Source organism: Pseudomonas umsongensis, assembly GCF_002236105.1.
Classification (GTDB): domain Bacteria; phylum Pseudomonadota; class Gammaproteobacteria; order Pseudomonadales; family Pseudomonadaceae; genus Aquipseudomonas; species Aquipseudomonas umsongensis.
Genome location: NZ_NIWU01000005.1, coordinates 51,558 through 65,431, shown reverse-complemented (window position 1 = coordinate 65,431; position 13,874 = coordinate 51,558). Strand labels below are relative to the sequence as shown.

The 13,874-nt window shown below is 58.5% G+C and carries 12 protein-coding genes and 1 pseudogene; 9 read left to right on the top strand and 4 right to left on the bottom strand.

Annotated elements, in window-relative coordinates; genetic code table 11:
* Window positions 1-70 precede the first annotated feature (70 nt).
* The 7 genes from zipA to PSUM_RS22465 all read left to right on the top strand — a co-directional run bounded on the left by zipA (window position 71) and on the right by PSUM_RS22465 (window position 7,482).
* Entirely contained in the window at window positions 71-916 is an 846-nt protein-coding gene (zipA, locus tag PSUM_RS22495; RefSeq protein WP_020795924.1) for a cell division protein ZipA, read from the top strand.
* A 178-nt stretch (window positions 917-1,094) separates the two neighbouring features.
* On the top strand, window positions 1,095-3,452 hold the full coding sequence (gene ligA, locus PSUM_RS22490; protein ID WP_020795925.1) for an NAD-dependent DNA ligase LigA: 2,358 nt from the start codon (window positions 1,095-1,097) through the stop codon (window positions 3,450-3,452).
* A gap of 164 nt (window positions 3,453-3,616) precedes the next feature.
* Entirely contained in the window at window positions 3,617-4,780 is a 1,164-nt protein-coding gene (locus tag PSUM_RS22485; RefSeq protein WP_033045460.1) for a zinc-binding metallopeptidase family protein, read from the top strand.
* Window positions 4,781-4,868: 88 nt separating this feature from the next.
* The gene (locus PSUM_RS22480) at window positions 4,869-5,177 is read left to right on the top strand and encodes a PepSY domain-containing protein (RefSeq protein WP_020795927.1); all 309 of its coding nucleotides are present in this window, start codon (window positions 4,869-4,871) and stop codon (window positions 5,175-5,177) included.
* Entirely contained in the window at window positions 5,177-5,500 is a 324-nt protein-coding gene (locus PSUM_RS22475; RefSeq protein ID WP_020795928.1) for a PepSY domain-containing protein, read from the top strand. Before PSUM_RS22480 ends, PSUM_RS22475 begins: the two co-directional genes overlap by 1 nt.
* 3 nt (window positions 5,501-5,503) lie before the next feature.
* Window positions 5,504-6,172, top strand: a complete 669-nt coding sequence (locus PSUM_RS22470) for a response regulator transcription factor (RefSeq protein WP_083349569.1) — start codon at window positions 5,504-5,506, stop codon at window positions 6,170-6,172.
* Window positions 6,169-7,482 (top strand): sensor histidine kinase, encoded by a 1,314-nt coding sequence (locus tag PSUM_RS22465; protein WP_083349568.1) that lies wholly within the window; start codon window positions 6,169-6,171, stop codon window positions 7,480-7,482. Before PSUM_RS22470 ends, PSUM_RS22465 begins: the two co-directional genes overlap by 4 nt.
* A gap of 13 nt (window positions 7,483-7,495) precedes the next feature.
* Here PSUM_RS22465 and dusA read toward each other — a convergent pair whose 3' ends face one another.
* Window positions 7,496-8,491: a tRNA dihydrouridine(20/20a) synthase DusA gene (dusA, locus tag PSUM_RS22460; RefSeq protein ID WP_083349567.1), complete on the bottom strand. Its 996-nt coding sequence runs from the start codon at window positions 8,489-8,491 to the stop codon at window positions 7,496-7,498.
* 584 nt (window positions 8,492-9,075) lie between these two features.
* On the opposite strand from dusA, the gene PSUM_RS22455 reads away from it, so the two are divergent.
* On the top strand, window positions 9,076-9,903 hold the full coding sequence (locus PSUM_RS22455) for a fibronectin type III domain-containing protein (RefSeq protein ID WP_231989885.1): 828 nt from the start codon (window positions 9,076-9,078) through the stop codon (window positions 9,901-9,903).
* 33 nt (window positions 9,904-9,936) lie between these two features.
* Here PSUM_RS22455 and PSUM_RS22450 read toward each other — a convergent pair.
* Both PSUM_RS22450 and PSUM_RS22445 read right to left on the bottom strand, forming a co-directional pair.
* Window positions 9,937-10,137: pseudogene (locus tag PSUM_RS22450) on the bottom strand (transposase); the annotation flags it as partial.
* Window positions 10,138-10,390: 253 nt separating this feature from the next.
* A complete protein-coding gene (locus tag PSUM_RS22445; protein ID WP_020795933.1) occupies window positions 10,391-11,293 on the bottom strand; it encodes a universal stress protein in 903 nt (300 codons plus the stop codon).
* A 386-nt stretch (window positions 11,294-11,679) separates the two neighbouring features.
* On the opposite strand from PSUM_RS22445, the gene PSUM_RS22440 reads away from it, so the two are divergent.
* Window positions 11,680-12,657, top strand: a complete 978-nt coding sequence (locus PSUM_RS22440; protein WP_020795935.1) for a TerC family protein — start codon at window positions 11,680-11,682, stop codon at window positions 12,655-12,657.
* 507 nt (window positions 12,658-13,164) lie between these two features.
* On the opposite strand, the gene PSUM_RS22435 is transcribed toward PSUM_RS22440, so the two are convergent.
* Window positions 13,165-13,713, bottom strand: coding sequence for an RNA polymerase factor sigma-70 (locus tag PSUM_RS22435; protein WP_020795936.1), 549 nt, complete (start codon window positions 13,711-13,713; stop codon window positions 13,165-13,167).
* Window positions 13,714-13,874: the final 161 nt, after the last annotated feature.

The following is a 13,874-nucleotide window of genomic DNA, read 5'->3' as shown; positions in this document are numbered from 1 at the left end:
ACGTTTTAAAGCGGTTTACAGAATGTAAGCCCCTTATTTTTCAGCATTTTTTATAGAGGCACGGGATTACATGGAAATCGGTCTGCGCGAGTGGCTGATCGTCATCGGCATTATTGTCATTGCCGGTATTCTTTTCGATGGCTGGCGCCGTATGCGCGGCGGCAAGGGAAAGCTGAAATTCCGTCTTGACCGGAGCCTGTCCAACTTGCCCGACGAGGACACCAGCCCCGAGGTGTTGGGCCCGTCTCGCGTCCTGGATACGCACAAGGAACCGCAACTGGACGAGCACGACCTGCCGTCAGTGAGCATGCCTGCCCGCGATTCGGGCTCCAAGCGCGGCAAGCGTGGCCATGGCGAGCCTTCCCAGGGTGACATGAACCTCAGCCTGGACCTGGACGGCGGCCCTAGCTTCAGTAGCCGTGACGACGATTTCCCGGATGACACCAAGGCATCGCCTGCGGTCAGCGAAAAAGAGCAGCCGCAAGCAGAAGAAGTGCTGGTCATCAGCGTAATTTGCCGCGACCCGGCCGGCTTCAAGGGCCCGGCGCTGCTGCAGAACATTCTCGAAAGTGGCCTGCGTTTCGGCGAAATGGACATCTTCCACCGTCACGAAAGCATGGCGGGCAATGGCGAAGTGCTGTTCTCCATGGCCAACGCGGTCAAGCCTGGCGTCTTCGACCTGGACGACATCGACCACTTCAGCACCCCGGCGGTGAGCTTCTTCCTCGGCTTGCCAGGCCCGCGTCATCCGAAGCAGGCCTTCGACGTGATGGTGGCTGCAGCACGTAAACTGTCACAAGAGTTGAACGGCGAGCTGAAGGACGACCAACGCAGTGTACTGACCGCCCAGACGATCGAGCACTACCGTCAACGCATCGTTGAATTCGAGCGTCGCGCACTGACCCAGAAGCGCTGATATTTGTAACGTGTGGAAACCTCCGTACCCCTGTAGGAGCCGGCTTGCTGGCGATGGCGATGTCGAATACGCCTTCGCCGGCAAGTCGGATCGCCGCACCGCAGGCTCCTACAATGAATCAACGCCGCATCGAAATTGAGCAGCCTCGGCTGCTCTTTTGCTTTATGAGAGACCACCCATGACTGCCGCCCAAGACCGCATTCTAGAGCTACGTGCCGAGCTGGATCAGCACAACTATCGTTATCACGTGCTGGACGAGCCGAGCATCCCGGACGCCGAGTACGACCGGTTGTTCAACGAGCTCAAGGCCCTCGAAGCGACCCATCCCGAGCTGGTCACCAGCGACTCGCCAACCCAGCGGGTCGGTAGCGCGGCGCTGTCGGCGTTCACCCAGGTACGCCACGAAGTGCCGATGCTCAGCCTGGGCAACGCCTTCGAAGAAACCGACATGCGCGAGTTCGACCGTCGGGTGACCGAGGGCCTGGACCTGCCGGCCGGTGATCTGTTCGGCGCTGGCGCGGCGGTTGAATACAGCTGCGAACCCAAGCTCGATGGCCTGGCGGTCAGCCTGCTCTATCAGGACGGCATGCTGGTGCGCGGGGCCACCCGCGGCGACGGTACCACCGGCGAAGACATCAGCGTCAACGTGCGCACCGTGCGCAACATCCCGCTCAAGCTGCACGGCACTGGCTGGCCGGCGACCCTGGAAGTGCGCGGCGAAGTGTTCATGTCCAAGGCCGGTTTCGAGCGGCTCAATGCCACGCAACTGGAAGTCGGCGGCAAGACTTTCGCTAACCCACGCAACGCCGCGGCAGGCAGCTTGCGCCAGCTGGATTCGAAGATCACCGCCAACCGTCCGCTGGAGTTTTGCTGCTACGGCATCGGCCAGGTGTCTGCGGACATCGCCGACACGCACATCGGCAACCTGCAGCAACTCAAGGCCTGGGGCATGCCGATCAGCCATGAGCTGAAGCTGGCGAACGGCATCGATGAGTGCCTGGATTACTACCGCGACATCGGCGAGCGCCGCAATGCGTTGCCCTATGAAATCGACGGTGTGGTGTTCAAGGTCAACAGCATCGCGTCCCAGCGCGAACTGGGCTTCCGTGCCCGAGAACCGCGCTGGGCCATCGCCCATAAATTCCCGGCCATGGAAGAACTCACCGAGCTGCTCGACGTGGAATTCCAGGTCGGCCGCACCGGCGCGGTGACGCCGGTGGCGCGCCTCAGGCCGGTCAAGGTTGCCGGTGTCACCGTGGCCAACGCGACGCTGCACAACATGGACGAAGTGGCGCGCCTGGGCCTGATGATCGGTGACACGGTGATCATTCGCCGCGCCGGCGACGTGATTCCGCAAGTGGTGCAAGTGGTCACCGAGCGTCGCCCGGAAGACGCCCGGCCGGTGCAGATCCCGCAGCAGTGCCCGGTGTGCGGCTCCCATGTCGAGCGCACGCAACTGGTCAAGCGCAGCAAGGGTCGCGAGACGGTCAGCGAAGGCGCGGTGTACCGCTGCGTCGGGCGCCTGGCCTGTGGTGCACAACTCAAGCAGGCGATCATTCACTTCGTCTCCCGCCGCGCCATGGACATCGAAGGCTTGGGCGACAAGAGCGTCGAACAGCTGGTCGATGAAGGGCTGGTGAGTTCGCCGGCTGACCTGTACGCCCTGAAGTTCGAAGACATCGTCGACCTGGAAGGCTTTGCCGAGCTGTCGAGTAACAAGCTGCTCAGTGCTATTGCCGACAGCAAGAAACCGGGTCTGGCACGCTTCATCTACGCCCTGGGCATTCCCGATGTCGGCGAAGAGACGGCCAAGGTGCTGGCACGTTCCCTGGGTTCGCTGGAGCGGGTGCAAAAAGCCTTGCCACAAGTGCTGACCTACCTGCCGGACGTCGGCCTGGAAGTGGCCCACGAAATTCACAGCTTCTTCGAAGATGCGCACAACCAGCAGGTCATTACCGAACTGCTCAACCACGGTTTGCAGATTCAGGACCAGGGCGAGTTGGGCGCCGAGTTTGCCGCCAGCACCACGTTGGGCGGTTTCCTCGACAAGCTGCACATCCCTTCGGTGGGGCCGGGCGGGGCGCAGAAACTGGCTGACAAGTTCGGTTCGCTGCAAGCGGTGATCAGCGCCGACTGGTTGGACATGCGCCAGGCATTGCCCGAGAAGCAGGCCACTTCGGTTCGCGAATTTTTCGCCATCGAGGCCAATCGCCAACTGGCCGAAGCCGCCGAGAAGCAACTGGCGGATTTCGGCATGCACTGGCACAGCGAGAAGAAAGTCGTCGAAGGCCTGCCCCTAGCCGGCCAGACCTGGGTGCTCACAGGCTCGCTGGAACTGATGAGCCGCGATGTGGCCAAGGACAAACTCGAAAGCCTCGGTGCCAAAGTCGCAGGCTCCGTATCAGCCAAGACCCATTGCGTGGTCGCGGGGCCGGGAGCGGGGTCGAAGTTGACCAAGGCCAATGAGCTGGGGTTGAAGGTGCTGGATGAAGAGGCGTTCGTCGAGTTCCTGAAAAAACACGGTATTGCGGTCTAAGTGATCGTTCCCACGCTCTGCGTGGGAATGCAGCCCGGGACGCTCCGCGTCCCATTCGAGAGCTGGAACGCGGAGCGTCCCTTGAGGCATTCCCACGCAGAGCATGGGAACGATCTTCACCCAGGAATGATCTAGTCTTGGCAAGCCCCAGGGAGAGATCGCTCATGCACCGCTTCTTCGAACAGCTCACGTCGCGTATCGCGGCCCCCTTCATCGGCGAAAGCTCGCGCAACAGCAAGATCTGGCCCTGTCGATGCGGGCAGTCGCTGTTCTTTCGCAACAGCCAGTGCCTGGCCTGTTCTGCAGCCTTGGGTTATCAGCCAGAGCAAAGCCGCCTGTCTTCGCTGCAACCAGGCGAACAGCACGACACCTGGCTGCTCGATGCCGATCCCTCTGCCGGCCTGTTTCGTCGCTGCGCCAATCTCGATTCGCCCGCCGCCTGCAACTGGTTGCTCCCCGCCAATGACCACGACTCACTGTGCATCGCCTGTAGCCTGAACCGTACCATCCCCGACTTATCCATTGCCGAAAACCACGAGCGCTGGCGCAAGATGGAAATCGCCAAGCGCCGACTGGTTGCGCAATTGGTCAGCCTCGGGTTGCAGGTGGTCCCGAAAACCCTGGATGAGGAAGTCGGCCTGGCCTTCGACTTCATCGGCGTCGACCTCGAAGGCAATGCACCCACCACCGGCCACGCCAATGGCCTGATCACCCTCGATATCAAGGAAGCCGACGACGCCCACCGCGAACAGGTGCGGGTGCAAATGCACGAACCCTATCGCACCTTGCTCGGGCATTTTCGTCATGAAGTCGGGCATTACTATTGGGACCGCTTGATTGCTGATAGTGACTGGCTGGATCCCTTTCGCGACCTGTTCGGCGACGAACGCGCCAGCTACGCCGAGGCCCTGGAGCGGCATTATCAGCAAGGCGCGCCGCTCGACTGGCAGCAGCAGTACGTCAGCGCCTACGCCACCATGCACCCCTGGGAAGACTGGGCCGAAACCTGGGCTCACTACCTGCACATGATGGACGCCGTCGACACCGCGCTCGGGTTTGGCATGAGCGCACGGGAAATGGACCTCGACTATCAGCCCTTTCCCCCCAGCACCCTCTACGATCCGCAGCACCCCGGCGGTACCGCGTTCCTCTCATTCGTCAATGCGTGGATCGAACTGGCCGGCATGCTCAATGAATTGTCGCGCAGCATGGGCCAGCCGGATTTCTACCCCTTCGTGCTGCCGCCCGCGGTGATCGCCAAGCTGCACTTCATCCACCTGGTGATCCAGCGCGCGGGCGGCAGGGCGGATGAAGTACTGGCACAATAGTTGTGCATGATGGCAATTCAGTTTCAGTTAAGTTCGTTTCGCTAAGGTGAGCCCCGTAGGCAACACATAAAAGATACGGAGACACCCCATGAAATCCTTCACTGCCCTGTTCGTCACATCCCTCATCGCCATGTCCGCCAGCCTCGCCCATGCACGTGACCTCGGGCCCGACGAAGCCCTGAGACTGCGAGACGCTGGTACCATTGTGTCTTTCGAGAAGCTCAACGCCACCGCGCTGGCCAAGCACCCAGGCTCCACGGTCACGGAAACCGAACTGGAAGAAGAGTACGGCAAGTACATCTACCAGATTGAACTGCGCGATCCGCAGGGCCTCGAGTGGGACCTGGAGCTGGACGCGGTCAGCGGGCAGATTCTCAAGGATCATCAGGACACGTAATGACGCTGCAATCCTTTTCACTTCGACGCGCCAGCGCCCGCCTGGCGCTGGCGCTGCTGGTTTTTTGCTCGGTGGTGGCGGCCCGCGACCTCGACCAGGACGAGGCCCTGCGCCTGCGCCAACAAGGTGTGATCCTGCCGCTCGAGCAACTTTTACAGCAGGCACTGGATCGTTATCCGGGCGCCAAGCTGCTGGAAGCCGAGCTCGAAGAAAAGCATGACGTCTACATTTATGAAGTCGAATTGCTGACCAGCGAAGGCGTGGTCCGCGAACTGGACATCGACGCCACCACCGGCCGTTTACTCAAAGACAAGGAAGATTGACCGATGCGTTTGCTCCTGGTGGAAGACCACGTGCCGCTGGCCGACGAACTGCTGGCCGGTCTCAATCGCCAAGGGTATGCCGTGGACTGGCTGGCCGACGGTCGCGACGCGGTGCACCAGGGCAGCACCGAACCCTACGACCTGATCATCCTCGACCTCGGCCTGCCGGGGCTGCCCGGGCTTGAGGTGTTGACGCGGTGGCGTGCCGGTGGCTTGGCGACGCCGGTGCTGATCCTCACCGCCCGCGGTTCCTGGGCTGAGCGCATCGAAGGCCTCAAGGCCGGCGCCGACGACTACCTGACCAAGCCTTTCCACCCCGAAGAACTGCACTTGCGCATTCAGGCGCTGTTGCGCCGCTCCCATGGCCAGGTCAATCAACCGACCCTGAAGGCCGGCGGGCTGCACCTGGACGAGGGGCGCCAGTGCGTGACCCGCGAGGGCGCCGACATCCAGCTCACGGCCGCCGAGTTTCGCCTGTTGCGCTACTTCATGCTGCACCCGGAACAGATCCTCTCCAAAAGCCACCTGGCCGAACACCTCTACGACGGTGAAACCGAGCGCGACTCGAATGTGCTGGAAGTCCACGTCAATCACCTGCGCCGCAAACTCGGGCGCAGCGTGATCGAAACCCGTCGTGGCCAAGGTTACCTGCTGGGTGGACAAGCCCGGTGAGGTCGATCCAGCGCCGCTTGAGCCTGGGCCTGATCAGCGTGATGGTGATCGTCGGCCTGGTGTTGGCGCAAACCAGCCTGTGGCTGTTCGAAGTGGGATTGCAGCGCTACCTCGAAGCCGGGTTGCGCAACGACAGCGAAAACCTGTTGATAGCGCTGGTGCGCGGCCCCCAGGGCTTGCAACTGGATGAGCGACTATTGTCGCCGGCTTATCAGCGGCCGTTTTCTGGCCATTATTTCCGCATCGATTTCGCCGACAGCCATTGGCGTTCTCGTTCATTGTGGGACCAGGAACTGCCACGCCTCGAGCACCCGGGCCTGGAAAGCAACCTGCAACTGGGCCCGGAAGGCCAGCAGTTGCTGGTGCTGCGTTCCGACTATCGGCGCCTGGGCCAGTCGATTTCCATCAGCGTGGCCCAGGACTACACCCCGGTGCGCGAAAGCTTCCAGCGCATGCAGCAGATCGGCCTCGGCCTGGGACTGGCGGGCCTGCTGCTGATCCTGCTGCTGCAGCGGATCACCGTGCGACGCGCCTTGCGCCCGTTGGATAAAGCCCGGGAACAGATCGCGCAACTGCAACAGGGCCAACGCTCGCAACTCGACGATCAGGTGCCGATCGAACTGGAACCGCTGGTGACCCAGATCAACCATTTGCTGGCCCACACCGAAGATAGCCTCAAGCGCTCGCGCAATGCCCTGGGCAACCTCGGCCACGCCCTGAAAACCCCGTTGGCGGTGTTGTTGAGCCTGGCTTCCAGCGAGCAACTCGATGCGCACCCGCAACTGCGCCAGGTCCTCAAGGATCAGCTGGAACAGGTCCGCCTGCGACTCAATCGCGAACTCAACCGCGCCCGCTTGAGCGGCGACGCCTTGCCGGGGGCCTTGTTCGATTGCGATGCCGAACTGCCGGGATTGCTCGCCACCTTGAACATGATCCACGGCGAACACCTGCACCTCAGCTATGTCGCGCCCACCGGCCTGCAACTGCCCTGGGACCGCGAAGACCTGCTGGAACTGCTCGGCAACCTGCTGGACAACGCCTGCAAATGGGCAGACGCCGAAGTGCGCCTGAGCGTGATCGAAACCGCGCAAGCCTACGAGTTAAATGTGGAAGACGACGGCCCGGGGATCCCCCAGGACCAGCGCGACCAGGTGTTCAGCCGCGGCACGCGCCTGGATGAACAGACCGACGGGCATGGCCTGGGCCTGGGTATTGTGCGCGACATCGTCGACACCTGGGGCGGGGAATTGCTGCTGCACGAAAGCGAGTGGGGCGGCTTGAAAGTGACCATCGAGCTGCCCAAGCGCTGAAACAGCGGGGCGCTCAACGCCTCTCGAGCAACCCGGCCGCCTGATCCAGCAAGGCCAAAGGCTCCTTCGCCTTGTGGATATCCACCGACAGCAACTGGCGAAACTTGCGCGCCCCCGGAAACCCGGTGCCCAGCCCCAGTACATGCCGGGTGATATGGTGCATCGCCCCGCCGGTTTCCAGGTGTGCGGCGATATAAGGCCGCAACTGCGCCAACGCCTCGGCGCGCGTGATCACCGGCGCCGTGCTGCCAAACAACTGCTGATCCACCTCGGCCATCACGTAAGGGTTGTGATAAGCCTCACGCCCGAGCATCACCCCATCGAACGTCTGCAAATGCTCGTGACAGGCTTCCAGGCTCTTGATCCCGCCGTTGAGAATAATCTCCAACTCCGGAAAGTCCGCCTTCAACCGCGCAGCCACGTCATAACGCAACGGCGGAATATCGCGGTTCTCCTTCGGCGACAACCCCTCCAGAATCGCAATCCGCGCATGCACGGTAAAACTGGTGCAACCGGCATCACGCACCGTACCAACGAAATCGCACAGCTCTTCATAACTGTCACGGCCATTGATCCCGATCCGATGCTTCACCGTCACCGGAATCGACGCCGCATCGCGCATCGCCTTCACACAATCGGCCACCAACTGCGGGTGCCCCATCAGGCACGCCCCGATCATATTGTTCTGCACCCGGTCACTGGGGCAGCCCACATTCAGATTCACCTCATCGTACCCATGCTCCTGCGCCATCCGCGCACAGGCCGCCAAGTCAAGCGGCACACTGCCACCTAACTGCAACGCCAACGGATGCTCGGCCTCGTTGTGCCGCAGGAACCGCTCGTGATCGCCGTTGAGCAAGGCACCGGTGGTGACCATTTCGGTGTAGAGCAGGGCGTTCTTCGACAGCAGGCGCAGGAAGAAACGGCAGTGCCGGTCGGTCCAATCCATCATCGGGGCGACGGAGAAGCGGCGGGAGAGTGGGGCGGGTGTGGCGTTGGATACGGACATGGGGGATCTGGAATCGGTGAGGCTGGGAGGTGGGGGAGTTTATCAGGATTGGGGTTGTGGGGGGTTGGTGAGTCTTGCACTCGCTTTGCCCCCCCCCTAGCGCACTTTGCCATAACCCAAAGGTGTTACTCAGCAAGGTTTCATTATGGACAGGCGGGTAAACGGAGCCGGAAAAATATATATGCCCATTCGGTTTGTATTTATTTGGCCGGATTTTACGATTTGATGATAGCCGTAATTTCGATAGGGTCTAAAAACTGGCATTTCTTACAGTGCCCAAGAGTCGAATGTGCAGTGAAAATACGAACGTACCATTAATTTTCAGATGAGGGCGAACAGATGATCAAGAGTATTGAATGTTCTCTTTGTGTTCCTTGGGATAAGGGGCTCGACCGAATGATTGAGGGGGCTTTAACACGAGTGGGAGTTTCAGGTTGCGATTAATTACTAGCAGAATTGCTAGTATTATTAATTGTATTTTTGTGATTAGATAAGTTTGTACTGATTTCATGCAGGCTGTTTTGTTAATGCGGTTTGAATAACAAGTGCTGAAGGGTAACTATTAATCATTTTGGAGAATGTGTATGAACGCTGAAGCTAATTTGCCTCCTTTGGAGTTTAAAATCAATTATATAACCTGGACTACTTTTCAGGTGGAAGCGACGTCGCCTGCGCTTACGTATATTCTTACTGACTATTCCTTTGGTGTTCCAACTGAGCTGTATAGAGGGCCGAATGGAATAATTACCTTAGATAACTTAACGAAAAATACAAACTACAGTTTTACGCTCGTTGGGTACGTTCCGCCGTTTGGAAATACAGAACCAGCTTTGGTCGAATTCAAGACCCCCGACCGAATGCAACCCAAGCCTCCAAGCTTCCTCGAGCCCTTCAATCAGACTCTCGATCAGGTTTCCTTTTTTTGGAGTCCCGGTGAAGTTGAAGGTGGTGAGCCTCGTTATGAGATACGCCGAGATAAGAGTTTACTCGATACCCCAAAAACACCTCCCTATACCGATACCACTCCAGAACAGGGGCGGGACCACTCCTACTGCATTCGTACCTTTGATGATGGATTCACTTTCTCAGAGCCTGTTTGTGTCAATGTCTACTTCGAGGATCTTACCGCGCCCACCAAACCTACAGGGTTAAGAACCTCAAATTTGGCCTTGCAGTTGAGCTGGGATGAGTCATATGACAGTTCTGGGGATATTACTTATATCGTCGATAAAGGTATCGATGATGAATTGGGGCGCACGAAACAACTGGAATTTTCCATTACCGGGCTGGAAGCGGGGGTGCGATACGAGTTTGGTGTGACAGCGATCGATAATTCCAACAACAAGTCAGATCGAGAAATCATTTCTTATCCCGCAATCGGTATTTCTCTTAAGGATAAGCGGGGGGTGTAATGAATCCTGTGTAAACGGGGGTGGCTGGTAATCCTGCAAAAGCCTGTCTTCGAACTGGATACTGAACCTGTTCAAGGCTCCCGCCCAGTCCCTGATTGGCATTGTCCACTTCTTGCTGATGTTGTTCAGCGCCAGATAAAAGAGCTTCATTACCGCATCGTCAGTCGGGAATGAGGCTCTGCTTTTGGTGACCTTGCGCAGGCTCATGTTGATCGACTCGATGGCGCAGGCGGTGATGGCTCCTTTCTAAATAGCATCGGAGTTCCATCCATGTTCAAGGCGCAGGTCATCATGTCAGGTGAGCTGGCTGTAAACAGGCGTTGGATCGACTCGACTCAACTGAGTAGCCACGTTTTTTGGGCGAGGGGGGGCTTTCGCGCCCTTCGGCTGCGAAGTCGTTGTAAAGCACCACTGGGGTAGAAGCCTATTCTTACGCCAATGGTGTTCTAAAAAAAATTTGTCCCCTTTTCCCCAGCCGTTTTTTCGTTCAGTGATCCGCTTCTCCCTTGATGGCCAAAACGCTGCAGGGCACCTGATACAGAACATGCTCCGTGGTACTGCCAATCAGCTTGTCCACCCCTTTGTGATGGGTATTTCCCATTACGAAGACATCCGCTCGAGTATGAGTGGCAAAGTCGGCCATCGCTTTCGTTGGCGGCCCAGCAATGAAATGTTGTCGCTCAGGTGGCACGCCGTGGCGTCCGGCCAAGGCAACGAAGCACTTTTCAAGTGACCGGCGCACGTCGTTGGCGAAGCCTGGCATCGTCACGGCGCCAGCACCTGCATCAGAGAAATGTGTGTGGGTTAGTTCATAGGCATACAACATGTGCAATTCAGCTTCGCATTGCGCGGCCATTTCGCTCGCCGCCTGAATGATGCTGTCGTTGATTGCGCTGATCTGACCCTCCGGATGCGATGGATCAACCGCCGCCACTATTACTCGAGGAAGCGGACACCTGACTTCGCTGACCAGATGTACAGCGCTCGGACATTCGCGTAACAACTGCCAATCCAAAGGCGTGATGAATACACGTTTGAGCGCTGATTCATGGTGTACGTCCTTGATAATCAGGTCAGGCTGCATTTCAGCCACATGCCCAAGGATTTCTTGCAGCGGGTCACGGGTCAATGCAACTTCGGTGGTCACAGTGATGCCCTTCCTGCGCATGAGTTCGGCCTCATCCGTCAGCCACTGCAGGTTCTCCTGCCGGCAACTCTCACGAAGCTGTTCACTGTTGCTCATTAACCGCATAAGGTCGAAGTCTTCGATGAACACCGCAATATGCAGCGCTGCGCCTGTAGCGTCGGCCAATGCGATTGCCCGCTCCATCGCCGGCGAGTGACGCATGGTGGGACCTGCGATCAGAAAGAGTCGTTGATACTGCCTCATATGACACCTCCAACGTTCCGGGTTATCCGCTAGCGCCCCCAGCACTCTCGCTTGTCCCACCATTGGCGATCTTTTATCGCCTCAACTACCTGGATCGACACTATCAATATACGCCAGCATCACCGGCTTACCAGTTGCCAAGACTGTCGAAGGGTGTAGCAGACCTTTCCATCACGATCGAGCAAGAGACGAGACTGCTGGAAGCGCGCGCCACGCCACCCGCCTTGACCACGGAGCATAACCAATGCGGTTGCTGGTAGTTGAGCACCTGAATCAATACTTCGTAAAAAACGAACTATTCGCAACGAATAAACGATTTTTGTTGTGGTAACAGGCTCGCTAGCATGACCCCTCCAGCCTATTGCTGCTTCATGCGGAGACAGTAGATGACGGCCATCAGCGTCGGCCAACCCTGGATGTGGGCCGCCTTCATCGTGTTCGTCCTTGCCATGCTGGCGCTCGATCTGTTCGTCTTCGGCGGGCGCAAGGCGCATCGTGTTTCGGTCCGCGAAGCGCTGGCCTGGGTCATCGCCTGGGTCAGCCTGGCACTGGTCTTCGCCGCTCTGCTCTGGTGGTATCTGCACAGCCATGTCGGTGCCGAAGTGGCCCAGCGTACAACGCTCGAATTTCTCACCGGCTACCTGATCGAACAGTCGCTGTCGATCGACAACATGTTCGTTTTCGTCATGATCTTCGGCTACTTCGCCGTGCCGCCAGAGTTGCAGCGCCGTGTCTTGCTCTATGGCGTGCTCGGGGCCATCGTCATGCGCGCCGGTATGATTTTCGCCGGCGTCTGGCTGGTGCAGGAGTTTGCCTGGCTACTCTATGTCTTTGGTGCTTTCCTCGTCATCACCGGCATCAAGATGCTGATCTTCGCCAACCAGCAGCCAGACCTCGAAAAGAACCCTTTGCTGCGCTGGCTGCGCAGCCATCTTCGCATCACCGACGGCTTTCACGGCGAGCACTTCTTCGTGCGCCAGAACGGCCTGCGCTGGGCGACGCCGATGTTCCTGGTGCTGGTACTGATCGAGGCCAGCGACCTGGTGTTCGCGGTGGATAGCATCCCGGCTATCTTCGCCGTCACCACGGACCCGTTTATCGTGTTCACCTCCAACATCTTCGCCATCATGGGCCTGCGCGCACTGTATTTTCTGCTTGCCGACATGGCCGACCGCTTTCACTTGCTCAAATATGGCCTGGCCATCGTACTGGTGTTCATCGGCGGCAAGATGCTGGTCGCGCCGTGGTGGCACGTGCCGATCCAATGGTCGCTGACCACAGTCGGCGGCATCATCTTGGTTTCCGTCCTGTTGAGCCTGACTTTAACGAAGAGCAAAACACGGGTTACGGGAGAACAACGATAGCATCACAAACCCTTACTGAGCTTTGGGGCGCGCTACCAAGCTGTGAAACTTTCAATCTGTTGATGAGGCGGCAGAAATGTAGGAGGTTTCCCTCAATACGCGCCGAATTCGCCCATCTTTTACCGTCCCCAATCAAGCCCTTCACGTGATCTAGACGCACAGGCGCCACCTGAATTTATGCAGTCACTTTTTTCATGTGTGCTGTTAAATTATGGCGGGTGTGTGCGGGGCACTTTCGGGTGCGCCGGGTTCCTGGATCCCCGGTCTTCCACACCTGCGCGCACGTCGACCCGCCCAGCAGTGTATGAAGGCACGGGCGGCAACCGGAAGTGAGTGGTAATAAACAGACGGACGTCCCTGAGTGACGTCCTTTTTAGTTGAGACCCCAGCAATACTGAAAGGGCAGTGCGCTTGTCAGCAGTTTCAGCGAATACAGTTCAGGTTTGCTGCATGACGACTGATTCGTCCCGAATCTCAGAACGGCCTTCTTGATCCCACGATCAAGCCTCAACGCTGGGCAAACGTATCCCCCCGACTCCCCGACACCTTCCGGCAATGCACCAACGCATCCCTAATCATGAAGTTCACCAACGTCGGTGACACCCCCAACTCCTTGGCAATGTCCTTCTGCGGCACGCCATGCAAGCGGTACATCTCAAAGGCATAACGCGTGCGGCTTGGCAGTTCGGTCAGGGCGTCGGCGATGTTTTCCAGGGTGGAGAAGTTGATGTGCGAGGTTTCCGGGGAGGCGCCCTGGATGACCACGTTGAGGCCTTCTTCTTCAGGGCCGGAGTATTTCTGTTCCAGGGCCTGCTTGCGGTAGTGGTCGATGGCCAGGTTGCGCACGATCTGGAACAGGTAGCTGAGCTGCGCCTTGAAGGAGGAGGTGATGTTCGGCGCCGATTGCAGGCGGAAGAAAGCATCTTGCACCACATCTTCGGCGCGCGAGCGGCAGCCGGTGATGCGGGCTGCAATCTTGACCAGTATCAGTCGATTGTCGACGAAGGCTTGAAGTAGCGGCGAATCGCACCTGCTTGTGGACGCTTGTTCCGTCATTGGAAATCACCTTGCTGCCAATAGGTTAGTGGGACGACAAGAAGGCCGGGGCCGCCCTACACATCGAGCGACAAATTATGTTGAATGATAATGATTGTCAATTGAGAAAGAGAAGTAATGCGCATTGAAGGTGCAGAGTGAGAACTGCGACACGCTGTCGT